This is a genomic window from Nonomuraea sp. NPDC023979 (assembly GCF_040639085.1).
GTDB lineage: Bacteria > Actinomycetota > Actinomycetes > Streptosporangiales > Streptosporangiaceae > Nonomuraea > Nonomuraea ceibae.
In genome coordinates this window covers 438,305-461,882 of sequence record NZ_JBEZZG010000003.1, presented here as the reverse complement: position 1 = coordinate 461,882, position 23,578 = coordinate 438,305, and the positions used below count along the sequence as shown (strand labels likewise).

The window sequence follows — 23,578 nt, the reverse complement described above, 5'->3', positions numbered from 1 at the left end:
CCTCGCCGGACGGCGTCGGCCGACGCCGTCCGGCGAGGTCCATCCACCCAACGAACGCGGGAGCCATCATGAGCAGTGAGCCGAACTTCCTGCATGAGCTCAAGGTCGTGATCGAGGCCGAAGTGGTCATGATCGAGGAGAGCCGTCCGGAGGAAGCCGCCGCCACGCCGGTCACCGACTGGCTGTTCGACCCGCTGGAGGCCCGGCGCGAGCAGATCGGCCTGCGGGGTCTCCATGACGCCGTCGAAGCGCTGGAACACGACGTCCGGCCGGGCGACCATGCCGACTGAGGCGCGGATCCGCACGCTCGAAAGCCTCCGTGAGCATCTCCAGTGGGCGATCGAGCTGGAGCACGCGACGCTGCCGCCCTACCTGTGCGCGCTGTACTCCCTGGATCCGGAGAAGAACCCCGAAGCGGTTCGGGTCGTGGGCAGCGTCTTCGCCGAAGAGATGCTGCACCTGGCGCTGGCGGCGAACCTGCTCAACGCCGTCGGCGGAAGCCCCCGCCTCGACACGCCGCGGATGCTCCCGCCGCATCCCCGGCCCCTCCCTCACGGCGACCCCTCGCTGAGGCTGGCGCTCCTCCCGTTCGGCGACGAGGCACTCGACATGTTCATGCGCGTCGAACAGCCCGCGCCGCCAGGCGCGCCGGTGGAGGCCGACGGCTATGAGACGATCGGGCAGTTCTACGGCGCGATCGAACAGGGGCTGCGGGACCTGTGCGACCGGCTCGGGGAGCGCGACGTCTTCTGCGGCGACCCGGCCCGCCAGGTCGGCGCCGCCCACTTCAGGCACACGGCCGGGCGTCTGGCCGTGGTCGACGGCCTGGAGTCGGCGCTGGCCGCGCTGGGGGAGATCGTCGAGCAGGGCGAGGGCGCCTCGGCGGGTGAGGTGTGGGACGGCGACCCGGACGTCTTCCACCCCGACCGGGACGAGGTGGCGCACTACTACCGCTTCCAGGAGCTCAAACTCGGCCGGCGCTACCAGCGGGGTGACACCCCGAGGACGGGCCCCACCGGCGAGCCGATCCAGGTGGACCCGGCAGGCATCCTGCCGATGAGGCCCAACCCGCGGCCCGCCGCCCCCGGCACCGAGGCCCGCGCCGCCCAGGACGAGTTCAACACCACCTACTGCGCCATGCTGCACCAGCTGGAGCAGGCCTTCAACGGCAGCCCGAAGTTGCTCAAGGTCGCCACCGGCACCATGTACAGCCTCAAGGCCCAAGCCCAGGCCCTGATGAGGATGCCGGGCGCGGACGGCCCCACCTTCGAGTACACGGCGCCCGTTCCCGGTGGTCGGCAGCGGATCGTCGTCCTGCGCGACGGCCCGTATGTCGTGTACGGCGGCGTACCGCTCCGGCGCAAACGCAAAATCGTCTCCTCGGAGAACGACGCGGTGACCTGGCAGACCGGCGAGCCTCTGGAAACCGAGGAGACCTACGCGCTGTGCCGCTGCGGTCATTCGGGTGCCAAGCCGTTCTGCGACGGGACCCACGCCGTGATCGGGTTCGACGGCACCGAGAACGCCCCCATGCGGCCGTACCGGGAGCTGCAGCACGTCCACGACGGGGTGGGGATCTCGGCGCAGCGGGTGGGGGAACTGTGCATCCACACCGGCTTCTGTCTCGGCCGTACCCGGCCGATCGCCTCGATGCTCGCCGACACCGGCGACAGTGACGTGCGCGCCGCCGTCATGGGCCGCATCGACCACTGCGCCTCCGGCTCCTACAGCTATGCCCTCGAACGCGGCGGCGAGACGGTCGAGGCCGACCTCCCGCGGGCCATCGCGGTCCTGGAAGAGGAGGACGGCCTGGCCAGCGCGCTGTGGGTCACCGGAGGACTGCCGGTCGTGCGCTCGGACGGCCGGCCGCTGGAGGTCCGCAACCGGGTGACGCTGTGTCGCTGCGGCCGCTCCGCCAACAAACCGCTGTGTGACAGCACTCACCGGGAGATCGGCTTCCGGGAGACCGACCGCGAACAAGGAGAGACGTCATGAGTGAACACATTCTGGAACCGGCCGCACGGGATCTGGCGGAGGCGACCTCGAAGCCGCCGTTCCTGTACGAACTGGGGGTCGAGGGTGCCCGCAAGGTGCTGGACGACCTGCAGGCGGCCCCGATCGACAAGCCGGACGTGGACGAGAAGTGGATCGTCGTGCCGGCCGAGGCGGGGGACGTGCGGGTCAAGATCGTCAAGCCCGCCGGGTCGTCCGGAGTGCTGCCCGTCGTGCTGTACGTGCACGGCGGCGGATGGGTGCTGGGCAACGCGGGCACCCATGACCGGCTCGTGCGAGAACTGGCCGTGGGGGCGGGCGCGGCGGTGGTCTTCGTGGAGTACGACCGTTCACCGGAGGCGCGATACCCGGTGGCGATCGAGCAGGCGTACGCGACCGCGCAGTGGATCATCAGGGACGGCGCGGCGGAGGGCCTGGACGCCTCCCGGCTCGCGGTGGCCGGCGATTCGGTCGGCGGGAACATGGCGGCGGCGCTGACCATCCTGGCCAAGCGGCGCGGTGACGTGCGGTTCGTGCACCAGTCGCTGTACTACCCGGTGACCGACGCGGGCCAGGACACCGGCAGCTACCGGGAGTTCGCCGACGGGCCGTACCTGACGGCCAAGGCCATGGCCTGGTTCTGGGACGCCTACACCACCGACCCCGCCCAGCGCGCCGAGATCACCGCCTCACCGCTGCGTGCCAACGCCGAGGAGCTCAAGGGGCTGCCGCCCGCGTTCCTGATCGTGGACGAGAACGACGTGCTGCGCGACGAAGGCGAGGCCTACGCACGCAAGCTGACCGAGGCAGGAGTGTCCACCACCAGCGTCCGCTACAACGGCACCCTGCACGACTTCATGATGCTCAACCCCGTGCGGCCGACCGCCGCGGCCGGCGCTGCCGTCGCCCAGGCCGCCGACGTCCTCAAGGCCGTCCTGAACCACGGAAAGGCGGAGTCGTGACCAGCAAGGAAGAACCGGTCGTCGTCCTGGTCCACGGCGCGTTCGCCGAGTCCGCCAGCTGGAACGGCGTGATCAAGCTCCTGAACGGCCGTGGCCGGCGGGCCGTGGCCGTGGCGAACCCGCTGCGCAGCGTCGAGGGCGACGCCGCGTACCTGCGTGACGTGATCGCCGGCCTCGGCAGCCCGGTCGTCCTGGTCGGCCACTCCTACGGCGGCATGGTGATTAGCCAGGCAGCGGCGGACAACCCCGCCGTGCGCGCGCTGGTCTACGTCGCCGCCTTCGCCCCCGACTCCGGCGAGAGCGCGTTGCTGCTTTCGGCCAAGTTCGAGGGCAGCACCCTGGGCAGCGCGCTGGAGGCATATCCGGTCTCCTCCGGAGGCAACGAGTTGCGCATCGCGGAGGAGAAGTTCCACGGGCAGTTCTGCGCCGACCTCGATGCCGACGAAGCCGCGCTCATGGGGGCGACCCAGCGGCCGGTGACCGAGCGGGCTCTGACCGACGGGCTGACCGGCCGGCCCGCATGGCGCTCCCTGCCGTCCTGGTTCGTGTACGGCGAGCGCGATCTCAACATCCCGGCCGAGACGGTCCGGTTCATGGCGGACCGGGCCGGCTCGCGGGGGACCAGGCTGGTGCCCGGCGCCTCGCACGCGCTTGCGGTGTCCCAGCCCGACGCCGTCTGCGCTGTCATCCTCGACGCCGTCGGCCACGTGAACGGCTGACGGCGCCGATCCGACCGGCGACCTCCGTCGCCGGCCGGATCATGCTCTCACGAACCGGTCGACACCGCCCAGGACGACCAGGGGAAGTGGCCGAAGCAGCCGCCCCGCACCGGAAGGCCGGTCAGGCCGTCGCCGTCGTCCCTTCAGGCGGAGTCCCCCGCAGTTGCTTGCGGGAGGCGATGCCGAGCTTGGCGAAGACCTTGCGCAGGTGCCACTCGACGGTGTGCGGGCTGATGAACAACTGGGCGCTGATCTCGGCGTTCGTCAGCCCCTGACCGGCCAGCCGCGCGATCTGCGTTTCCTGGGCGGTGAGCGCGACCTCGGACGTCGCCCTGTCCGGGCGCCTGCGGATCGTCTCGCCGGTGGCCTGCAGCTCACGGCGGGCGCGTTCGGCGAACGCCGTGGCACCCATCTGGTCGAGCATCTTGTGGGCGAGGCTCAACTGCTCGCGGGCGTCGACGCGGCGATTCTCCCGGCGCAGCCACTCGCCGTAGAGCAGCCGGGTGCGGGCGAGCGCGATCCGGACGCCGGCGCGGTCGAGCCGCACGATCGCCTCACCGTAGAGATCGTCGGTTTCCGATCCGACGCCCGCCAGGGCGCGCATGCTCGCCGAGGTGCCCAGGGCCCAGTCGGTGCCGCTGGCCCGCGCCATCTCATCGAGCCGGCCGGCGACTTCGGCCGCGCGGGCCTGCTGCCCGCTCCGGGCGGCGGCTTCGACCAATTCGATCATGGACCAGGTGGACAGGCCGAGTTCCTTGGGATGCTCGGCGCCGCGCGAGGCGGCGACGAAGGCCTCCTCGTAGCGGCCGAGGCCGTTGCAGAGCACCGAAGTGGCCCACTGGGTGGCGGTGGCCACCTTTCCTTCGCCCGCCAGTGCCACGTCCCGTGTGATCGCCTGGATCGCCTCACGAGTCTCGGCCTCTCCGCCCCGCCACGGCGCGACCACCAGGGCTCCGTACTGGGCGAAGAAGCTGCTGCCCAACACCTCGCCGATCGTGGTCGCCTCGGCGACCAGCGCGTCGGCGGCGGTGAGTTCGCCGGCCAGCACGCGGGCCGACAGGTGGAGCAGGAGAGCCGACGGCAGCGCCGACAGCGCCCCCGACTCCCTGACGATCTCGACCAGCTTCGCCGAGAGCGTCAGGTAGCTGTCGAAGTCCCAGATGTTGTGCGCCATGCGGGCGGCGAGCGGGAGCCAGCCCAGGCCCTCTTGCGTGGAGAGTTCCGCGGTGCGGAAGGCGGCCATGGCCTGACGCAGCATCGGCATGCCCGCCGGGTACCCGTCGATGGTCGCCACCGCCAGGCCGTTCAGCAGCAGGTCGTTGCGCTCAGGCGGCGGCCCGGGCGGCGCGGCGAGGGTGGCCTTGGCCACGTCCGCCATCTGCGCGCCGTCCGCCAGCCGGCCGGCGGTGAGAGCCGCGTACAGCGCGTCACGGTAGGTTTCGCGGGCCGCCCCGGCGTCCAGTGGCTCCAGGCGCCTGGCCGCGTCGAGCAGCAGGGGCAGGGCGGCGCTGGCGCTCCTGGAGGTGAAGACGATCTGGCCGCGAAGCAGGCTGGATCGGGCGAGCAGGCGTTCGTCGAGGGGGCTGAGCTCGGCCGCGTCGAGCAGTTCGAGCGCCGCGTCGTATCCGCCGGCCTGATACTTCGCCTGGGCCGCCGCCAGAGCCCTGGCGCCGCGGCGCGCGGCGTCGGGGGTCAGCTCGGCCGCCCGCTCCAGGAACGCGGCCGACGCCGCGACCCCGCCGCGTACCCGCGCTCGCTCGGCGGAACGCTCCAGCTCGGCGGCCACCGTCTCATCGGGGCCGGCCGACGCGTTGGCCAGATGCCAGGCCCGCCGATCGGGATCAGCCCGCGGATCGGTCGCGTCGGCCAGTGCCCGATGCGCCCGCTGTCGTTCGCCCGGGATCGCCACCCGATAGGCCGCCGAACGCACGAGTGGATGACGGAACCGCACCCGGGTCCCGATGGTGATCAGCCCCGCCGCTTCTGCCGGTGACGCGGCGGTCGCGTCGATGCCCAGCAGCTCGGCCGCCCGGTTCAGCAAGCCCAGGTCGCCCACCGGCTCGGCTGCGGCGATGACCAGCAGCCGCTGTGTATGGGGCGGCAGCGACCGTACTCGCCGCAGGAAGCTTTCCTCGATCTGGCTGGTCAGCGGCCGAGCGTCCGGACGGGCGAACCCGCCGGCCAGCTCCGCCGGCGTCAGCCCCCGCGGCAGCTCCACCAGCGCCAACGGATTGCCCTGCGTCTCAGCGAGGATCCGATCCCGCACCCGATCATCCAGCCGGCCGGGGATCACGGAGTCCAGCAGGGCGCGGGCGTCGCTGTCGCTCAACCGCGCCACGTCGAGCCGTGGGAGCCTCGCCAACTCGGCGTCGAGGCCAGGCGGGCGCACCGCGAGCACCAGCCCGATCGGCTCGGCGAGCAGCCGCCGCGCGACGAAGGCGAGGGTCTGCGCGGAGATCTGATCCAGCCATTGGACGTCGTCGACGAGGCACACCAGCGGTTCCTTCTCGGCCGCGGCGGCGAGCAGGCCGAGCACGGCGAGCCCGACGAGGAAGCGGTCCGGTGGAGAGCCCGTGCTCAGGCCGAACGCCGTCTCGAGCGCGTCACGCTGCGGCTCCGGCAGGCGGCCGAGCTGATCCAGAAGCGGGACACACACCTGGTGCAGCCCGCCGAAGGCCAGCTCCATCTCGGACTCGACACCCGCCGCTCTGACCACCCGGCAGCCGGACGCGCTGTCACGCGCGTACTCCAGCAGCGCCGTCTTGCCGATGCCTGCCTCACCACGCAGGACCAGCACCGAGCTACGGCCGCCCCGTACGGTGGTCATGACCTGGCTCAGCGCCTCGCACTCGATCTGCCGGCCGCGCAGCTGTGTCCTGGGACGCCTGCCGACCATCAGCGCCGCCCCGCCGGCGGCTCGGCATCGACGCCTCCAGGCTCGACCCGGTAGACCGGCGCCAGGCTCCCGCCCTGGGTGATCTCGGCGTGACGACTCGGCATCGCCCGTACCCCCGATCTGCCGGACACGCGGCCGTGACCGGGATCTCTGCTCACCGTTGTCGGGACGAGGGTCGATGCAGCCAGCGAGACATCACGCGTAGGCGAGCAGCTTATCCGCCTGCTACGGATGACAGCAATGTCCCTGGATGGCAGGACCCGTTCGTGGTCGGCGCCTGCGGCTGGACAGGGATGTCACCCCGGCGCCTTGTCACGTATCGCCCGGGTTATCCGGTCAACCCTGTGTCGGCAACACCGTAAGACGTCGCCTATCGCTTGAAGGAGAAGAAGAATGTCCCAGCCGCTCCCGTTCGTCATCGACCCCGCCGGTGCTGACCGGCACGCCGAATATCGGGCCCTGCGCGCCCTGGGCCCAGCCACTCCTGTGGACGTCCTCGGCCTGCGAGCCTGGGCGGTCAGCGATCCCGCCCTTCTCAAGAGCCTGCTGATGAGCCCCGATGTCTCCAAGAACGGCCGTGCTCACTACCCGGCCTTCGCGCGGACGATCAGGACATGGCCGCTCGCCCTGTGGATCGAGGTGCAGAGCATGCTCACCGCGTACGGAGCCGACCACCGCAGGCTACGGCGGATGGTCGCCCCCGCCCTCAGCGCACGCCGTGTCGCCGAACTGAAGCCGACCATCCGATCCCTGGTGACCGAGCTGATCGACGACCTGGCCACGGTGCCCCCAGGCCACGTGGTGGACCTGCGCGAGCGACTGGCCTACCCGCTGCCCATCGCCGTGATCGGCCATCTGATGGGCGTACCGGAGGAGCAGCGGGACGACTTCCGCCAGATCGTCGACAACGTCTTCGACAGCACCCTCACCCCCGAGCAGGCCCAGGCCAACGCCGCACGCCTCTTCGAGGTCACCGACCAGCTGATCGCCATCAAGCGCGGCGACCCCGGCGACGACATGACCTCCCTGCTCATCGCGGCACGTGATGAGGAGTCGGGTGGCGACGGATTCACCGACGTCGAACTCCGCGACACGATGATTCTGATGATCAACGCCGGGTACGAAACGACCGTCAACGTCATCGACCAGGCCGTCTTCGCGATGTTGACGTCCCCGGAGCAGCTCGATCTCGTCCGCACCGGCCAGGCCGCCTGGGAGGACGTGGTGGAGGAGACCCTTCGCGCCGAGCCCGCCATCAAATACCTGCCGCTGCGCTTCGCCGTCACCGACCTCGAACTGCCCGACGGGCAGATCATCGCCGCCGGCGACCCCATCCTCGCCGCCTACGGGGCCGCCAACCGCGACCCGGACTGGCACGGGCCGGACGCCGACACCTTCGACGTCACCCGTAAGGTGAAGGACCATCTGGCGTTCGGCCACGGCGTGCACTTCTGCCTCGGCGCGCCCCTGGCCCGCCTCGAAGTAGCCGAAGCCCTGCGCCAGCTCTTCGAGCGTTTCCCCGCCATGTCACTCGCGGCACCGGCTGCCACGTTACGGCCGATGCCCACCCTCATCAGCAACGGCCACCAGGAGCTCCCCGTCCGCCTGCGTCCCCTCGCCTGATCATCTTCTGCCTGGACGGCCCACGCGAAGATCAGCGCCCGACATCGAGAAACTTGGCCCGGCACGGGTCCCGGGTGTATGCAGATCCGTGCGATCAGGGCAAAAGGCAGGGGCATCGTGGGTCAACGCAGGTGGAGCGCGGGGCTGCTCGGGCGGGGGACGGAATGTGCCGTCCTCGATGAGCTGATCACGGCCGTCCGTGCAGGTGAGAGCCGCGTGCTCATGGTGCACGGCGTGCCAGGGGTGGGAAAGTCGGCGCTGCTGGCGTACGTGGAGCACGCGGCGATCGGCATGCGGGTGCTGCACGCGGCCGGTGTCGAGTCCGAGATGGAGCTGGCCTTCGCCACTCTCCACCAGCTGTGCGCCCCGCTGCTGGACCGGCTGGACAGCCTTCCCACACCACAGCGCCATGCGCTGGAAACGGTGTTCGGCATGCGCCGGGGGAGCCCGCCCGAACGCTTCCTGGTCGGCCTGGCCGTACTGAGTCTGCTGTCGGAGATCTCCCAGAGCGCTCCGCTGCTCTGCGTGGTGGACGACGCCCAATGGATGGACCGGGCCTCGGCGCAGGTCCTCGGCTTCGTCAGCCGGCGGCTGCTGGCGGAGTCGGTCGCCCTCGTCTTCGGCTCGCGCCGGCGGCCTCAGGACCTGCTCGGACTCCCGGAGATGGAGGTCACCGGGCTGAAAACCGCCGACGCACACGCTCTGCTGAACTCGGTGGCGCCCGGCCGGCTCGATCGGCACATCCGTGATCGGTTCGTGGCCGAGACCCGGGGCAATCCACTTGCCCTCCTGGAGCTGCCGCGCGAGCTGACCATGACCCAGGCGGCGGGCGGATTCGGCCTCGTGGACGTCGACACGCTGCCCAGCCGGATCGAGCAGAGCTTCCTCGACCGGATCGCAGGTCTGCCCGAACAGACCCGGCTGCTTCTCGTGGTCGCCGCCGCCGAGCCTGTCGGCGATCCGTCGCTGGTGTGGCGTGCCGCCGAACGGCTCGGCGTCGAACCGGCGACGGCCCTGGCGAGCGGGACGGACGGGCTGCTGTCGTTCGACGTACGGGTGACCTTCCGTCATCCTCTCGTGCGATCGGCCGTGTACAGGTCGGCGAAGCCGGTGGACCGTCAGGCGGCGCACCTCGCGCTGGCAGAGGTCACGGACGCCCACGCAGACCCCGACCGCCGCGCCTGGCACCTCGCCGCCGCGACGACCGAGCCCGACGAGAACGTCGCCGGCGAGCTCGAACGCTCCGCCGGCCGGGCACAGGCACGCGGTGGGCCGGCCGCCGCGGCCGCCTTTCTGCAGCGCTCCATGGCACTGACCGTCGACACCTCGCGGCGCGCCGAACGGGCCCTGATGGCCGCGGCAGCCAGCCTTTCGGCCGGGGACATCGCTACCGCCCGCGAGTTCGCCGACCGCGCCGACCAGGATGCGCAGAGCGAGTTCCAGCGCGTGCGAGCCCTGCTGACACGCGGTCACATCACGTTCGCGGCCGGCTTCGACAACGAGGCGCCGGTGATGTTGCTGGAGGCCGCGCGGCGGCTGGAGCCCATCGCCATGGACCTGGCGCGGGAGACGTACTTCATCGCCTGGGCTTCGGCGTCGTTCGGCGCCGCCAACCGGGACAGCCTCCTGGCCATCTCGCAGGCGATGAGGGAACTGCCCTCTCCCGGAGGTCGCCCGCGCGCCCTCGACCTTGTCCTCGAGGGTTACGCACTGCTCATCACCGACGGCCGGAGGGCCGCGCTGCCCACGTTGCAACGAGCGAAGACGGCGATCGCCGACCACCCCGTGCAGGACCTGCTGAAATGGGGCTGGGCGGCCTGCGGCGTGAGCGCTCTCCTGTGGGAGGACCGGATCATGCCCGACGTCCCCACCAGGGCGCTCGAGGCGGTGCGCGCGGCCGGGGCCCTGTCCGAGCTTCCCCTCTATCTCCACTCGTTGGGGGTACCGCGCTCGCTGAGAGGCGACTTCGCCGCCGCGGCGGCGCTCGTCGCCGAATCCGAAGCCGTCGCAGAAGCGACGGGCGTGCCGATGACGCAGCACACCCAGCTCCTGCTGGTGGCGATGCGGGGCAAGGAGATCGAGGCCGCGCCGCTGATCGAGGCCACGATCGAGGAGGCCGGCGCCGGCGGCCAGTTGAACGGTGTCGCGTCGGCCCAGTGGGCGGCCGCGGTCCTCTACAACGGCCTGGCCCGCCACGGGCTGGCGCTGCCGGCGGCCCAGGCCACCACCCAGAGCGCCAACGTGATCGTCTCCCAGTGGGCGCTGCCCGAGCTCGTCGAGGCGGCGGCGCGCGTCGGGGATTCCACGGCCGCCCGCGGGGCGCTCGAAGGGCTGGCGGACGCGGCGGAACCGTGCGACACCGACTGGGCCCAGGGAATCCTGGCGCGCTGCCGGGCGCTGCTGACCGACGACGACACCGCGGACGATCTTTATCGGGAGGCGATCGAGCGGCTGGGCCGCACGACTCTGCGTCCTGAATTCGCACGCGCCCACCTCCTGTACGGCGAGTGGTTGCGCCGGAACCGTCAGGGGGCCGAGGCGCGCGTTCACCTGCGGACCGCGTACGAGATGTTCGTGTCGATCGGCATGCACGCCTTCGCCGAGCGTGCCCGTCGCGAGCTTCAAGCCACAGGGGAGAACATCCGCCGCAAGCGGGGGACCGAGGATCCGGAGAGCGCGGAGCTGACCGCGCAGGAGAGGCAGATCGCCCTGCTGGTGCGGGACGGCCTGTCCAACCCGGAGGTCGCGGCCCGTCTCTTCCTGAGCCCGCGTACGGTCGAATGGCACCTCCGCAAGGTCTTCGCCAAACTCGAGATCACCTCCCGAAGGCAGGTCGGCGACGCGCTGTCCAGCGGCGCGTACGAAGCCGGCACACGGTGAAGCCGCTGGGCAGGAGCCTCCCGGCGCCGTAGCCCGCCCCGCCGCCCGGGTGCGCACGCGCATGCTACGCGTCCACGACACCCTGGTCTCGTCAGACCAGTGACTTTCCGTGGTGCGACACGCAACCCGGCCACGCGAGCATCGGCGTGTCGTCCGAGCACGGGAGGAGCGGGGCGGAACGGCGGCTTCCGTGTCGCCCTCGACGAGGGAATGAGGCAGTCATGCACGATCGGCCGTTGGCCGGAGCCGTCGCGCTCGTCACGGGCGCCGGCAGCGGAATCGGTGCCGCGACCGCGCGCCGCCTCGCAGGTGACGGTGCGGCCGTCACCCTGGTCGCCCACCGGCGCGACCGTGTGGTGCGGGTCGCGAGCGACATCGCACGGCAGGGAGGAGAGGCGGTCGCGCTGGAGGCCGATATCACCGAAGCTGACCGCGCCGACGACATGGTGCAGGACGCGCTGGATCGGTTCGGGCGCCTGGACATTCTGGTCAACAACGCCGAGATCAGGCTGCTCGGCTCAGCGCTGCACGCCACCATCGAGGAGTGGGATCAGATGATCTCGCTCAACGTGGCGGGTCTGGCCCACGTCACGCACGCCGCTCTTCCGCACCTGATCTACGCGGCGACGACGTCCCCCCGGCAGGTGGCGGATCTGGTGAACGTCGGCTCGGCGGCCGAGCGGGTCGCCCGTCCGGGAAGCAGTGTCTATGGCCTGACCAAGTCGGGCCTGAACGCGTTCACCGAATCGCTTCGCCAGGAGCTGCTCGGCGAACGGGTCCGGGTCAGCGTGGTGGAGCCGGGCGCGGTGGACGACGGACAGGAGAACCGTCTCGGGGACTCCGCCCGGGGTGCGGCTCGGCGCCCGATCGACGGCGTTGAAGGGTTGCGCCCGGATGACGTCGCGGATGCGATCAGCTATATCGTCACGCGGGCGCGGCGGGTCGCCGTCAACGGGATGCTGGTCCGAGCCGGCGATCAGACCTGGTAGCCGCGCCGATGCAGGTCCGCCGAGCCCGCCGCCACGGCCTGTCCGGCCGGCACGGCGAAGTGGAGTCCGATCCTTCGTCCGTGGCCGGATGCGCATGTGCCGACGGACTCCACCTCGATGGCGGACGGGCGACAAAGGTGTCCGTGGCTCCCTCGGCAGGACACGGGCGCAGCCGGCGGCTCACTCGGCGCTGAGTTGTTTGGATCATGCCGTTCGATGGCCCGGGGATCGGGCCGTTTCAAGGAGGATGGATGAGCAGCTCGTTCGGCCTGCTTCTGCGGAGCCTGCGGCAAGCCGCGCAGTTGACGATCGAGGAACTGTCGCACGCGTCCGGTGTGAGCGTGCGGGCCATCGGCGACATGGAGCGCGGTGTCAGCCGCGGTCCGCAGAAGCGCACGGTGGGAGCGTTGGCCGAAGCGTTGCAGCTGGATGACGCCCGGCGGGTGGAGCTGATCGAGGCCGCGCGGGCGGGCCGGCCGCGACCGAGCGGCCCGGTGGCCGGCGCGTGCGAGCTGCCGCGTGAAGCGGGGGATTTCACCGGCCGGGCGCGGGAGCTGGAGCTGCTGCGGCACCTGGCCGAGCAGGCCGGGACCGGGGAAGCCGCGGTGGTGGCCACCATCTCCGGCACCGCAGGAATCGGGAAGACGGCCTTGGCCGTGCACGCCGCCCGGCACCTGGCCGAGCTGTTCTCGGACGGCCGCTTCTACGTGGACCTGCGGGGCATGGACAGCGCTCCGCAGGCCCCCGGCGCAGTGCTGTCGCGGCTGTTGAAGGCGTTGGGTGTGGCCGAGCAGCGGATTCCGGGTGATGACGAGGAGCGGGCCAGGCTGTACAGGGAGCTGCTGATCGATCGCCGATGTCTGATCGTGCTGGACAACGCCGCCGATGAGGTGCAGGTGCAGCCGTTGCTGCCGGCGTCCGGACCGGGGATGACGATCATCACCAGCCGGCGCTCGCTGACCGGGCTGGCGGGAGTGCGGCAGGTCCCGTTGAGCGAGCTTTCCAACGAGGAGGCGGCCGGGCTGCTGGAATCCATCGTGGGGAAGCAGCGGATCGAGGCGGACCCGGACAGCGCAGCCGAGTTGGCCCGGCTGTGCGGGAATCTGCCGCTGGCGGTACGGATCGCCGGGAACCGGTTGCAGAGCCGGCCGGGGTGGACGATCGGCCAGCTTGCCGGACGTCTGGAGGACGAGGGACGCCGACTGGAGGCCCTGGCGGTAGGTGATCTGGCGGTCACCGCTGCGTTCACGTTGTCATATCAGCAAGTGTCCGGGCTGGCGAGGATCGCGTTCCGGCGTCTGGCGCTGGCGGCCGGATCGGACTTCGGCATACCGTTGGCCGCGATCGTGCTGCAGGCGGACCCGTTCGAGGCCGAGGACGCGCTGGAAGAGCTGGTTGAGCTGGGGCTGCTCACCTCGCCGTACGCCGGCCGCTACGTCTACCACGACCTGGTCCGCTTGTACGCCCGTGCCCAATTGGAGCAGGAGGATCCGGTCGAGGCGCGGGAAGCGGCGCGGTGGAGGATGGAGACCTGGCTGCTGGAGGTCGCGGTGGTCGCCGGGCGCTGGTTCGAGCCCGGGTACGGGGCGCCGCCGCCCGAATGGCGTTCCGCCGTCACGCTCGACAGCCGGGAGGCGGCGGGCGAGTGGCTGCAGGCGGAGGGCGTGGCCTGGCTGGAGGCACTGCGCTCGGCGGCCCGGCGTCACGAGCACGGGACGGTGGTCGAGGTGGCCGAGTCCATGCACTGGTTCTCGGACCAGGTGAGGAGATGGGGGCACTGGCGCGAGGTGTTCGAGCTGTCCTCCGGTGCGGCACGGGCGATGGGGGACCGGCTGCAGGAGGCGGTGCATCTCAACTATCTGTCCTGGGCCCTGTCCGTGTGCGAAGGCCGGATGGAGGAGTCGGAGAGGACGGCGTTGCGGGCGTTCGAGCTGGCCGGCGAGGTCGGTGACCTGCGCCAGCAAGGGTGGGCGCTGTTCTACGCCGGCTGGCCTGACTACGGCGATCCGGCGAAACTCGAGCGCGAGGTGGACTACAGCCGGCGAGCGGCCGACCTCCTCCTGCGGGCGGCGGACCTGGAGGGCTACCCCCAGGCCAGGATGACCCACATTCTCAACCTGCGGCGAGCGGGCCAGACGCAGGAGGCCCTGCGGCGCAGTCTGGCGCTGGTGGCCGCGTTGCGTGACCCCTCGTACGGCGGTTCCCCGGCCATCGTCGCCTACAGTCTCGGAGCCGCCTTGAGCCATCTCGGCCTCACCTACGTCGCGCTCGAACGCTGGACGGAGGCGGTCGACGCCTTCCATCAGGCGGTGCCCGTGCTTAACAGCCACTCCATTCCCCCTGCCCTGGCCTACACCCATCGCGGCCTGGGCATCGCGCTGCGGGAGTTGGGCCGGGTCGAGGAGGCCCGCCAGGCATTGGCGGAGGCGGCACGGCTGTTCGAGGAGGACGGCGACGACGCGCAGGCGGCTGATGTGGTCAAGAAACTTGAGGAGACAGGCGAAAACTAACCTCCTCCGCCTTTCTGTCACAACTCGCCGGGTCGTCCGGTCAAAGGGCGTGATCGCAACAACGGCGAGGAGCGCGTCCTCCACGCGTCTCCGGCGGGCGGAAGCGGAGACGGTGTAATGCATGCCCTCCTCCACACGGTGGGCGTTCTGGCCGGATGCGCCGTGGCACTCGCCCCGATCCTGCTGCCCTCCGTACGTTCCGCGAGAAGGTGGCCGTACATCGTGATGGCGCTCGGCATGGCGGCCGGGCATCTTGGTGGCTGGTTCCTCTGCGCCGCGGTGCTCGCGCTGCTGACCGCCGGCTGGCTCTGCGGCTCCCCCATACGCCGCGCGGAGACCGGTCATCACATCCAGGACTTCGTGTTCATGCCGATCCTCATGGTGCTGACGGCGTCCGGCGGGCCTGCTCTCACCGGCGCTTCGTCCGGGCACGCGCATGGAGGAGGGTCGACGGCCACGGTGGCCCTGGTCATCGGCCTGACCTGGACCTGCGCTCGGCTCATCCGCGTCCTGCCGGTGCGGGGAGCGGAGCGAAAGAGGCTCGACCAGGACGTGTGCTCGGCCGGAATGGCGGCCGACATGACCTTCATGGCGGCGCTGGCGCTGTGACGCGACGACAGTCCGCGCCATCCGCCGACCTGGGGCCGGGCATCGGCGTCAAGCGAGCTGGGCGCTGAGGCGCCCCAGCAGGAGCGCTGTTCACGACGGTGTCACATATCGGGGCCGCTGTCTGGTCTGAGCTACTGATCGGCCGGAACGAGCCGGCCACGGTTTCGCGAAGGGACGCCTGATGAGCATCGATCACGCTCACGCTCACCACCTTGAGAGCCCCGACACGAGCGGGCCGCCACCGAAGATCGACGTGGTCGCCACCGTAGCGGGAGCGCCGCCCGCGCCGGAGGGCGCCGAGGCGATGACGATCCTGGTCACACTGCCGCCGAACAGCCCCGGCGCGCCGCCTCACCGGCACTCCGGGCCCGCCTATGGGTACGTGATCAAGGGAGCCATCAATTTCGAGCTCGAAGGCGAACCTGTGCGGGTTGTCCGGGCCGGTGAGGCGTTCTGGGAGCCAGGTGGGGACGTGATTCATTACCAGGACGGCAACCACCTGGCTGATGAGGAGTCGGCGTTCGTGGTGACGATGTTCTGCGCGCCTGGGCAGCCGATGCTGACGCCGGTCAGCTCCGAGGAGTTGGAAGCTCGGCGAGACCGTCGCGCACCGCAGTCATGACCAAGGTGTCGCTGACCGCACTCGTCCACCAGCTGCTCACGCACGCTCGCGAGGCGAACAGGGGTCGCAGTGCCACCACTGTCCACGGTGGACACGATCGTTCGCTGCGGCAGACCGTCATGGCGTTGCGGCAGGGCGAGCACATTCACGAGAGCGAGCATCCCGGCGAGGTCACGGTGCACGTGCTGCGCGGGCGGGTGCGGCTTGTCGCCGGGCCTGACTCATGGGACGCGCTGCCCGGCGACCTGCTGGTCATGCCGGAACGCCGCCACCGCATGGAGGCTGTAGAGGACTGCGCGTTCCTGTTCACCACCGCACGTTGAACAAGGAGAGGGCGGGAACCGGGGTCGGTTCCCGCCTTCAGCATGTACGCCCGGTATGGTCTGCCCGATCCGGTCGCGGCGGCGGATCTTGCCCAGGGTGGCGTCGTCATCGGGCACCAGCATCCGCTCACCCGGTCCGCTCCTGAGGTAGCGCGTCCGCGGGTTGGTCATCACCTCACGCGGCCGGATGACTGGAAACGCGGTTCCCGCCACCGGCTGCCGCCATTCACCATGCATCCGGGGCTGTCAGCCCCGTGGCGGGGGGTGCGCAGGGTCCAGTCGAGGAAGGACGCTCGTACGGGACAGGTCTGGCAGAGGGGATCGGGCCTCTCGGCGCTGATGGAACTGATGAACAGCCATGATCTACCTCGAACGATGGGTCGGCATGGCCGGGGTGTTTCAGGTGGTCAGGATGGTGGCGAGGGCCTGCTCGACCGTGCTGTGAACCGGCAGAAGCGCTTGTAGCCGGACGAGTTGGAGCAGCCGGGCGGGGACGCCACGAACCCCGGCCAGCCGTACGCCCGCGTTGTCGGCGGTGGCCTGGCGGTGGCTGGATATCAGCACCCGCAGGCCTGAGCAGTCCAGGAAGGACACCTCGGTCAGGTCGAAGACCACGTGGTCGCCGGGCCGGCGGACCCTCTTGACGTAGCAGGCCAGTTGGCCGCTGTTGGCGAGATCGATCTCACCGCCAACCGCGATCACGCTCGTCCCGGGAAGGTGCCGATGCCTCAGCGTCAGCGACGTGGTGGCAGCTCTCTCGGTTACGGCCGAAAGGTCGGGCCGCAGAGAGGAGACCGTACGCTCACCATGAACCCGTCGTGCCGGCGCCTGTCGCTGGTGTGCCGGGAGCGGTGTAGATCCGGAAACGCCGGCCTCAGGGGGCATGGAAGATCCTGTTCCAGACGCAGGCTCCGCCGAACCGACCGGCCGGCGCTTGCCGGACGCGTCGAGTCGCGGAAGGAATCCCGAGGCGATGACCAGCGTGTTCTGATGCCGGTGAACGTACGCGGTTGCGTCGGTGGGCACGTCGTCGACCGCCCCGTCCACGGAGCGCGGCTGGATCGAGGGCTGATGAGGCGCGGTCCTGGCCGCCATGAACGCCGCAGCGTCGTCGTCGGTCATCGCCGCCCCCGGGTCCTGGTCCGGTCGACGTCCAGTCCGTCGGCTTCGCGCTTCACGTTCAAGGGGTGTTCGTGGTCGGTCACAGTTGCAGCTTTCTGTGGCGGATCGACAGGTTCGTGGCGGTCACATGCGCCCGTCTTCGGTGGCGGGCCGCAACAGGGAGCCGTTTTCCAGCTCCGTGATCGCGGCCAGAATGCCGCGCAGCCCCACCTGCTCGCGCTCGGTCTCGGTGGGATCGACCAGCCACTCGGTGACCGGCAGATCGCGGGGGTGCTGCGAGTGGCACAGGTCGGCCGTGTGCAGTTCGATCGCGACCACGACCTTGAGCTCGTGCAGGAAATCACTTTCATCGGTGGGGCAGCTCATCCCTCCACCAAAGGCTTGCGTAGACAGGTTCGCCTCACCGACGAATGAGGTGGGAAGCGCGCGGGGTGGCAGGCGCGAAGGGTGCCGGATGGTCGCCGTCGGCGCGCCAGCCGGCCCCGGGGGCGCCGGGTGAGGCTTGGAGGTCGCTTCGGCGAGTTCCTGCGCCGCAGGCTCAAGGATGTTGTCGTTCATGGGGAAGTCACCGCTTCATCGTGATTTTCGTTCGGACCTTGCAGGCTCCGTGCGCGTTGTCCGCGCAGGCCTTCGGGAAGGCGGGCTTTTCGGGTTGCCTCGCCCACGTAGACCGGGCGCCCCCCGGATCCGTGACAGCGGGATCGAGACAGGACCGCCATCGTCCAGGTCAAGAGGGCTCTCCCCCGCACTTGGCGTGGGCCGTGGGTTCACCGCCCGAGATCAATGACCCGTCCAGCGATCGGTGACAGGCCACTGGCTGGACGCGGCGCACCTGACGGTCCTCGTACATTCGTGCGATGTGCCCTGTTGCTTTTACCGGCACGGTGTCTTCACCGCCTCCTGCTGGGGGAGGCCGACATCGGGTGGATATGCATGGCTGTCTGGTTCATCACGGGCGCGGTACGAGGCATCGGGCACCGCGTAGCCCGCGAAGCGCTGCGGCGAGGACACCGGGTGGTTGCCACTGACCGTGACCTGGCGGCGGTTACGGAAGCCTTCGCCGGGATGGGTGGTGAAGTGCTCCCCCTGGAGCTGGATCTGATGCGGCCGCAGGCGCCGACGGCGGCGGTCGAGCAGTCGATGCGCCGCTTCGGCCGGATCGACGTGCTCGTCCACGATGTGGCCAGGACCGTCCGCGCCCCCCTGCGGGAGACGACCGACGCGCAGGCTCGGGCCCTGTTCGACATCAACGTCGTCGGTATGCTCGCCATGGCCCGCGCCGTGCTGCCGGTACTGAGCGCGCAGCAGGCCGGCCGGATCATCGTCGTAGGCTCGGCTGCCGGCTTCTCGGCCCCGGCCGGTTCGGGTCTGTATGGCGCCTCCATGGCGGCCGTCGAGGCGCTGTGCGAGACCCTCCGCGCTGAACTGGAGGAGTTCGGCGTCTGCGTGACCGTCGTCGAACTCGGCCGTTTCGCCACCCTCCCGCCGGCCTTTGATCGCGGCTCACTCTTGCCTGGAGATCCACGCAAGGCGGCTGTCGCGATCCTCGACCTCCTGACCGTCGACGATCCTCCGTTGCGGCTGCAGCTCGGTGCCGACGCCGTTGCTCACGTCGAGGCCAAACTCGAGCACGTGGCTCAGGAGCTCGACCTGTGGCGCCCGGTCTCGCTCAGCACCGCATCCGACCACGATCTACCCCGACAGAACGGTCACCGGCCGCCGGAAGACGAGTGATGTCGGTGCGGCATCGAGCGGGGCCCCGACCAGCCAGACTGCGCCTGCCGACGATGCCATCCTCTGGACGTCGGCCCTACGCGGGAAGATCGGCGCCAGGTCCGCACCCTGTACGCCGTCACGTTCAGTGGAGTCGTTTCCCTGGGCGTTCTAGCCAAAAATCGATGTCACCCACCGAAGGAAACCGAAGGCGGAGCATCACGCTTCATGTCTGCAACGAGCAAGGTGCCAAGCACGCTACTAGAAGCGACGCGAGGGAGACCCCATAGTCTTTGCCCGCAGCTGCCAATTCTCGCGCCAGCGTGACATGTCTTTCCCGCCAGAGTTGACGATGCTCATTGTGTCGGTAGGTGCTGCGAGCATGACGACATGATCGCTACTCCTGACGACAACACCCGGTTCTCCGATGTGAGCTCTGCCATGGGGGACGGCTACTGCTTCACCTATGTCCGCGGCTTGGCGCTCGAGGAAGTGGCGACCCGGCTCGGTGGCCGGTTAGGGGAGTTCACGCCCATGACGCTCGAGGAACTGGCCGGGGTCGCCTACTCCCGTTACGACGGGAAGAACATGTTCTTCGGTGCCGTCGCCATCGAAGACTGGGTACTCCTCGTCGAGCCCCTCGGCTCGCTCGGCGTCACCGAGGAGATCATCCTGCCGCTGTCGGCGAGGACCCGCCTCGTCTCCCAGTACTACCTCGACATCAAGTGCATGGACTACTTCTACTGGATCGAAGACGGAAAAATCCGGTTCGAGTACATGAACCAGGACGGCTACTCCCACTGGATCAAAGACGGGAACATCCAGCTTGAGTTTCCATACCCGGAACGCTACTCAGAGAAGATGCCGGACGAACTCGCGGAGACCATGCATCGGATCGACTCCGTCTTTCCACCGCACACCTACCCCCACGAAGGGCCGGCGTTCCTCTTGGCCGAGAGTCTCACCGGGATCACGCTGACACCGCAACTGCTGGAGGAGTCCACCTACCTGTGCGGAGGCATTCCCAGCCGGAGGTGAGCGGAACGTGGTCCTTCTACGAGGCCCATGCTGCTGGGGAGCCCGCTCTCACTGATACTGACCGAGCGGAGGGCCTGTACGTGCAGGCGTACTACGGCTTACTGGACAACATCCGTGAGGAGTTGGGCACGCCCGTGAAGGTCATGGCTCGCGAGCCAGAGGGCGGGATGCGGAACTCCTTGGAGCCTCTCAGTGGTAGAGGAGGGCGTAGTCACTCAGAAGACAAGAGAGGCCGCTTCCGATCTTCGGAAGCGGCCTTCTACCTGTGGCAACACTGTCGGGGTGGCGGGATTTGAACCCACGACCTCTTCGTCCAGATCCGGCGAACGGACTTCAATCCAGGGGCCTTCAACCCGGACCACACAGATCAGCTGATCAGGCGCCTGTTCTGGCTGAACAGGTCGTGACGTTGGTGGTTCGCCTGGCCGACAAAAGCCTTGAACTCGCCGAGCCTGTACCTGAGATCGCCGTTGGCCTGCTCGGTCGTGATCAGCTCGAAGTCGTGCCCGATGTGGTTCAGGCGCCGCTCGACTTCTGGCTGTTCCATCCGGACGTTTTCTTTGGCGAGGCGCTCAACAATCTGCTCCGTCGTGAGTCCCCGAGCGCTGCCGAGCAGAATCTTGTACACGGGATCCAGCACGCCGTCGCTGTTCTCGACTAGCGTCCGAGGCTCACCTTCCTGCCGCAGAGCCTTTCTGATCGCATCGCCCAGTGCTTTGGCAACTGGCGGCGGGAACGCGTTACCGATTTGCCGGTACCTCGAGGTCTTCTTGCCGAGGAACTCCCACTGCTCGAAGTCCGGGCCGTGCCACCCCTGGATGCGAGCGACCATTTCCACAGTCAGCATCGGATGGATCGCACCCGCCACTCGGGGGTTACCGGGTCCAGGCGGCCCGTTGGCCACGCCCTTGGCATCAACGCCCATTGCTTCCCAAGCCGCCTTCGCGCGGCTAGGGCCGAGGTCAGCACCGCCGTGCTTCTTCGAACCGCCGACGATCGTTGGAGCGATCTTGCTGGCTCCCTTGACCCACTCCTCCAGTTTCTCTTCCGGCCAGTCCCCTTGAGCCATCAGATCCTTGAGCAGCTCCCCCACCATCGGAGGACGCTCGGCATGCGGCTGTGGCCACTCGAAGTACTCCGCGTACTCAGGCCGGAGAGCAACCAGGACGAACCGGGGCCGAAGCTGGGAAACGCCATAATCATCCGCCTGCAGGAGTTTCCACTCCGCGATGTAACCATGGTCCTTGAGCCGGTCGAGGACCCGCTGCCGATAGGCCGTAAAGCGGCTCCCGCTAAGGCCCTTCACGTTTTCCAGCAAAAGTGCCTTCGGCTTGATTTGGCCGCACAGCTCTACTGCCCAGGCGAACAGGTCGCGCTCATCGGTAGCCCCAAGCTGTTTGCCCGCGATACTGAAAGGCGGGCAAGGCACACCTCCGGCGAGAAGGTCCACGCCCTCGAACTCGTCTGGCTTCCAGACTCCAGGGATGTCGGCGACGTCACCCGTCCTGACAGTTTCGCGGGCTTCATTCTCGGCATAGCCGAATACCTTGACGAGATTGTGGCGCAGCGTTTCCGCCGCCTGCTCGTCGAGCTCCACGGCAAGCCGATGGCGGAACCCCGCGCGTTCAAGCCCAAGCGACTGCCCGCCGGCCCCCGCGCAGATCTCAACGACCTCAAGCATGTCCTTCTGCTGCGCCTTGGCTGATCCCGGCCTCTGTCCACCATCACCAGGGCCGCTCTCGACGCCGTGAGGGTGCTTCTCGGTCACAAGGACCCCTTTCGTAGTCCGGATGAGACAAGAGACGTGGGGGCAGCTGTATCTTCGCGGAGGAGACCGCCAGCCGTACGCCCAATGGGATGAATGTGGGAAAGAGCAAGAGGGATCAAGCCAGGAAGCAGGCCCACGAACGCGGGCTCTACCCTGCGCCGCTGAACGAGGGCCGATCGCGCAACATGCAGGCGAACCGGCGCTCGAACACCAAGCCTGAGGTTGCACTGCGCAGCGCGCTGCACCGGATGGGACTGCGCTACCGCAAGGACTTCCGGCTCGACCTGGGTGAGGTGAAGGTCCGGCCGGACATCGTGTTCACCGCGCGCAAGGTCGCCGTCTTCGTGGACGGCTGTTTCTGGCATGTCTGCCCCGAGCACGGCAGGGAGCCGACCACCAACGAGTGGTACTGGACGCCGAAGCTGCGCCGGAACATGGAGCGGGACCAGCGCGTCAACTCCGCGCTCGAAGCCGCCGGCTGGCAGGTGGTACGGCTCTGGGAACATGAGGCACTGGCTACGGCCGTTGAGGCAGTAGTTGCAGCGGTAAAACCTAGAACCGAACACATGAGCGAGACTAGCGCGGCCTACTGACAATCCCGGAGAGCCCCAGCGGTTACGACGCCTGCGAGTCATGCCGGAAAGTGCTGGTCGAGCCAGGCTTGTACGGCTTGGGCATCGCCGTACCCATGACTGCGAAGGGTATCGGCAATGTCACGCCCGCAGATCATGATGATCGGATGCGAGTCGTCACGGACTTCCTGGTACACCTGGCTGTTGAAGTGCGAGGTCGTGACGAACACGCCAAACTGGCGGTGCCGGATGCGGGAGACCAGCCGGGCGACCTCTTTGACCCCTACCGAATTGTCGGCGGCGTAGCACTTGGCTTCGAGAGCGAATTCGACGGCAACCCGGTCGCCGGCGGGGCCGAGGAGGTATTCGCCGACCGCGTCCCGGCCGCCGTCGCGGCTGCGCTGGGTGATGTCGCATGCACCGGTCGAGGGCGCCATCATCCGCCAGAGCTCCACCGCGCATGCTTCGAAGTCATGCGGGCGGCTGGAGAAGTGCTGGTGAATGGCGGCGACCATCTGCTTGCCGGCTTGGTCGGGCTCCTGTTCGGCCTTGTTCCGGATGATCGTGGTGGAGGGAGCCAAGAGGGGCCGGTAGGTTCGTGCCTCCACCCACTCTCGCCAGGGCTCCGGGCAGTCCGGGCTCAGCGGATTTCCGGCGACGAGGTTGTTTATCCAGGCGCGGGAGATCTTCGGAACATCCAGAACCGTGAACCTGGCTCGGTAGTTCTGGAAGCGGACGCCCTTGGTGGAACGCCAGATCGCCTGGAGTTCGTCGTCGGAAGTCAGTGCGGGGCCGCCAGGAGCGAGGAGACCGCGGAAACGGACATCCCGCCCGGACGTCTTCTGGAAGAGGAAGATAGGCGGAACCTTGGTACGGCTTGCGCAGTGGCTCCACTCGAAGATATCGCGGAGCAAGACGTTGCCCTTGCGTGCTGTCTCGTGGAGCTCCTTGCCTGGGTGCCGGTTGTCGCCGAAGTAGGTGAACAGGCCGGTCTGCGGGTCGAGAGTGTCCGGCCAGTCAGGCTCAGCCCCCGTGGTGAAGAGCAGGACGAAACGGACGTCCTGCTTGAGCGGGGAACCGTTGAAGCGGAAGCCGCCCTGGTTGCCGACCCCAGGCAGGACGTGAGAGAGGGCATCGTCGGAGATGTTGCCGGACTTGCCGCCTTCATAGACGGCGTCCAGGACAAGGTCGGCTAGCGCCAAGTCAGTGAAGGGTACGACGTGATCTTTCTCTCCCACGC

The 23,578-nt window shown here is 69.0% G+C and carries 19 protein-coding genes; 14 read left to right on the top strand and 5 right to left on the bottom strand.

Translation table 11 applies throughout. The features are described from left to right. The first annotated feature begins 68 nt into the window (after window positions 1-68). From AB0G11_RS08740 to AB0G11_RS08725, 4 genes are read left to right on the top strand one after another with little or no spacing between them, the layout of a single operon-like run. Window positions 69-290, top strand: coding sequence for a hypothetical protein (locus AB0G11_RS08740; protein ID WP_357584816.1), 222 nt, complete (start codon window positions 69-71; stop codon window positions 288-290). Next, window positions 235-1,995, top strand: a complete 1,761-nt coding sequence (locus AB0G11_RS08735) for a ferritin-like domain-containing protein (protein WP_357584814.1) — start codon at window positions 235-237, stop codon at window positions 1,993-1,995. Before AB0G11_RS08740 ends, AB0G11_RS08735 begins: the two co-directional genes overlap by 56 nt. Next, window positions 1,992-2,954, top strand: coding sequence for an alpha/beta hydrolase (locus AB0G11_RS08730; protein ID WP_357584812.1), 963 nt, complete (start codon window positions 1,992-1,994; stop codon window positions 2,952-2,954). The genes AB0G11_RS08735 and AB0G11_RS08730 overlap by 4 nt, the downstream gene beginning before the upstream one ends. Beyond that, entirely contained in the window at window positions 2,951-3,673 is a 723-nt protein-coding gene (locus AB0G11_RS08725) for an alpha/beta hydrolase (RefSeq protein ID WP_219499308.1), read from the top strand. Before AB0G11_RS08730 ends, AB0G11_RS08725 begins: the two co-directional genes overlap by 4 nt. A 121-nt stretch (window positions 3,674-3,794) precedes the next feature. On the opposite strand, the gene AB0G11_RS08720 is transcribed toward AB0G11_RS08725, so the two are convergent. Beyond that, window positions 3,795-6,569 (bottom strand): AAA family ATPase, encoded by a 2,775-nt coding sequence (locus tag AB0G11_RS08720; protein ID WP_357584810.1) that lies wholly within the window; start codon window positions 6,567-6,569, stop codon window positions 3,795-3,797. Between the two features lie 393 nt (window positions 6,570-6,962). Between AB0G11_RS08720 and AB0G11_RS08715 the strand changes: the two genes are divergently transcribed. From AB0G11_RS08715 to AB0G11_RS08685, 7 genes are all read left to right on the top strand, one after another. After that, window positions 6,963-8,192 carry a cytochrome P450 gene (locus AB0G11_RS08715; RefSeq protein WP_357584808.1) on the top strand — a complete coding sequence of 410 codons (1,230 nt, stop codon included), beginning with the start codon at window positions 6,963-6,965 and terminating at the stop codon, window positions 8,190-8,192. A 78-nt stretch (window positions 8,193-8,270) separates the two neighbouring features. After that, on the top strand, window positions 8,271-11,072 hold the full coding sequence (locus AB0G11_RS08710; protein ID WP_357584807.1) for an AAA family ATPase: 2,802 nt from the start codon (window positions 8,271-8,273) through the stop codon (window positions 11,070-11,072). 221 nt (window positions 11,073-11,293) lie between these two features. Next, complete coding sequence (locus AB0G11_RS08705) at window positions 11,294-12,061, top strand: SDR family NAD(P)-dependent oxidoreductase (RefSeq protein WP_219499334.1); 768 nt, start codon at window positions 11,294-11,296, stop codon at window positions 12,059-12,061. 251 nt (window positions 12,062-12,312) lie between these two features. Next, complete coding sequence (locus tag AB0G11_RS08700) at window positions 12,313-14,571, top strand: NB-ARC domain-containing protein (protein WP_357584806.1); 2,259 nt, start codon at window positions 12,313-12,315, stop codon at window positions 14,569-14,571. Between the two features lie 117 nt (window positions 14,572-14,688). Beyond that, entirely contained in the window at window positions 14,689-15,180 is a 492-nt protein-coding gene (locus AB0G11_RS08695; protein WP_219499346.1) for a hypothetical protein, read from the top strand. Between the two features lie 181 nt (window positions 15,181-15,361). Further along, window positions 15,362-15,802, top strand: coding sequence for a cupin domain-containing protein (locus AB0G11_RS08690; RefSeq protein WP_357584804.1), 441 nt, complete (start codon window positions 15,362-15,364; stop codon window positions 15,800-15,802). A 119-nt stretch (window positions 15,803-15,921) separates the two neighbouring features. Beyond that, the gene (locus AB0G11_RS08685; RefSeq protein WP_357584802.1) at window positions 15,922-16,125 is read left to right on the top strand and encodes a hypothetical protein; all 204 of its coding nucleotides are present in this window, start codon (window positions 15,922-15,924) and stop codon (window positions 16,123-16,125) included. A gap of 399 nt (window positions 16,126-16,524) precedes the next feature. On the opposite strand, the gene AB0G11_RS08680 is transcribed toward AB0G11_RS08685, so the two are convergent. Both AB0G11_RS08680 and AB0G11_RS08675 read right to left on the bottom strand, forming a co-directional pair. Continuing rightward, window positions 16,525-17,247: an STAS domain-containing protein gene (locus AB0G11_RS08680; RefSeq protein ID WP_357584800.1), complete on the bottom strand. Its 723-nt coding sequence runs from the start codon at window positions 17,245-17,247 to the stop codon at window positions 16,525-16,527. 123 nt (window positions 17,248-17,370) lie between these two features. After that, window positions 17,371-17,805 carry a hypothetical protein gene (locus AB0G11_RS08675; RefSeq protein ID WP_357584798.1) on the bottom strand — a complete coding sequence of 145 codons (435 nt, stop codon included), beginning with the start codon at window positions 17,803-17,805 and terminating at the stop codon, window positions 17,371-17,373. A 375-nt stretch (window positions 17,806-18,180) separates the two neighbouring features. Between AB0G11_RS08675 and AB0G11_RS08670 the strand changes: the two genes are divergently transcribed. Together AB0G11_RS08670 and AB0G11_RS08665 are read left to right on the top strand one after the other, a co-directional pair. Next, on the top strand, window positions 18,181-18,981 hold the full coding sequence (locus AB0G11_RS08670) for an SDR family NAD(P)-dependent oxidoreductase (RefSeq protein WP_357584797.1): 801 nt from the start codon (window positions 18,181-18,183) through the stop codon (window positions 18,979-18,981). 369 nt (window positions 18,982-19,350) lie between these two features. Continuing rightward, window positions 19,351-19,998, top strand: a complete 648-nt coding sequence (locus AB0G11_RS08665) for a DUF6461 domain-containing protein (protein WP_357584795.1) — start codon at window positions 19,351-19,353, stop codon at window positions 19,996-19,998. Between the two features lie 367 nt (window positions 19,999-20,365). Here the strand turns inward: AB0G11_RS08665 and dcm are convergent, their stop codons facing one another. Beyond that, window positions 20,366-21,766, bottom strand: a complete 1,401-nt coding sequence (dcm, locus tag AB0G11_RS08660; RefSeq protein WP_357584793.1) for a DNA (cytosine-5-)-methyltransferase — start codon at window positions 21,764-21,766, stop codon at window positions 20,366-20,368. A gap of 95 nt (window positions 21,767-21,861) precedes the next feature. Between dcm and AB0G11_RS08655 the strand changes: the two genes are divergently transcribed. Then, window positions 21,862-22,359: a very short patch repair endonuclease gene (locus AB0G11_RS08655; protein ID WP_357584791.1), complete on the top strand. Its 498-nt coding sequence runs from the start codon at window positions 21,862-21,864 to the stop codon at window positions 22,357-22,359. Window positions 22,360-22,397: 38 nt separating this feature from the next. Here AB0G11_RS08655 and AB0G11_RS08650 read toward each other — a convergent pair whose 3' ends face one another. Continuing rightward, window positions 22,398-23,576, bottom strand: a complete 1,179-nt coding sequence (locus tag AB0G11_RS08650; RefSeq protein ID WP_357584789.1) for a restriction endonuclease — start codon at window positions 23,574-23,576, stop codon at window positions 22,398-22,400. Window positions 23,577-23,578 lie beyond the last annotated feature (2 nt).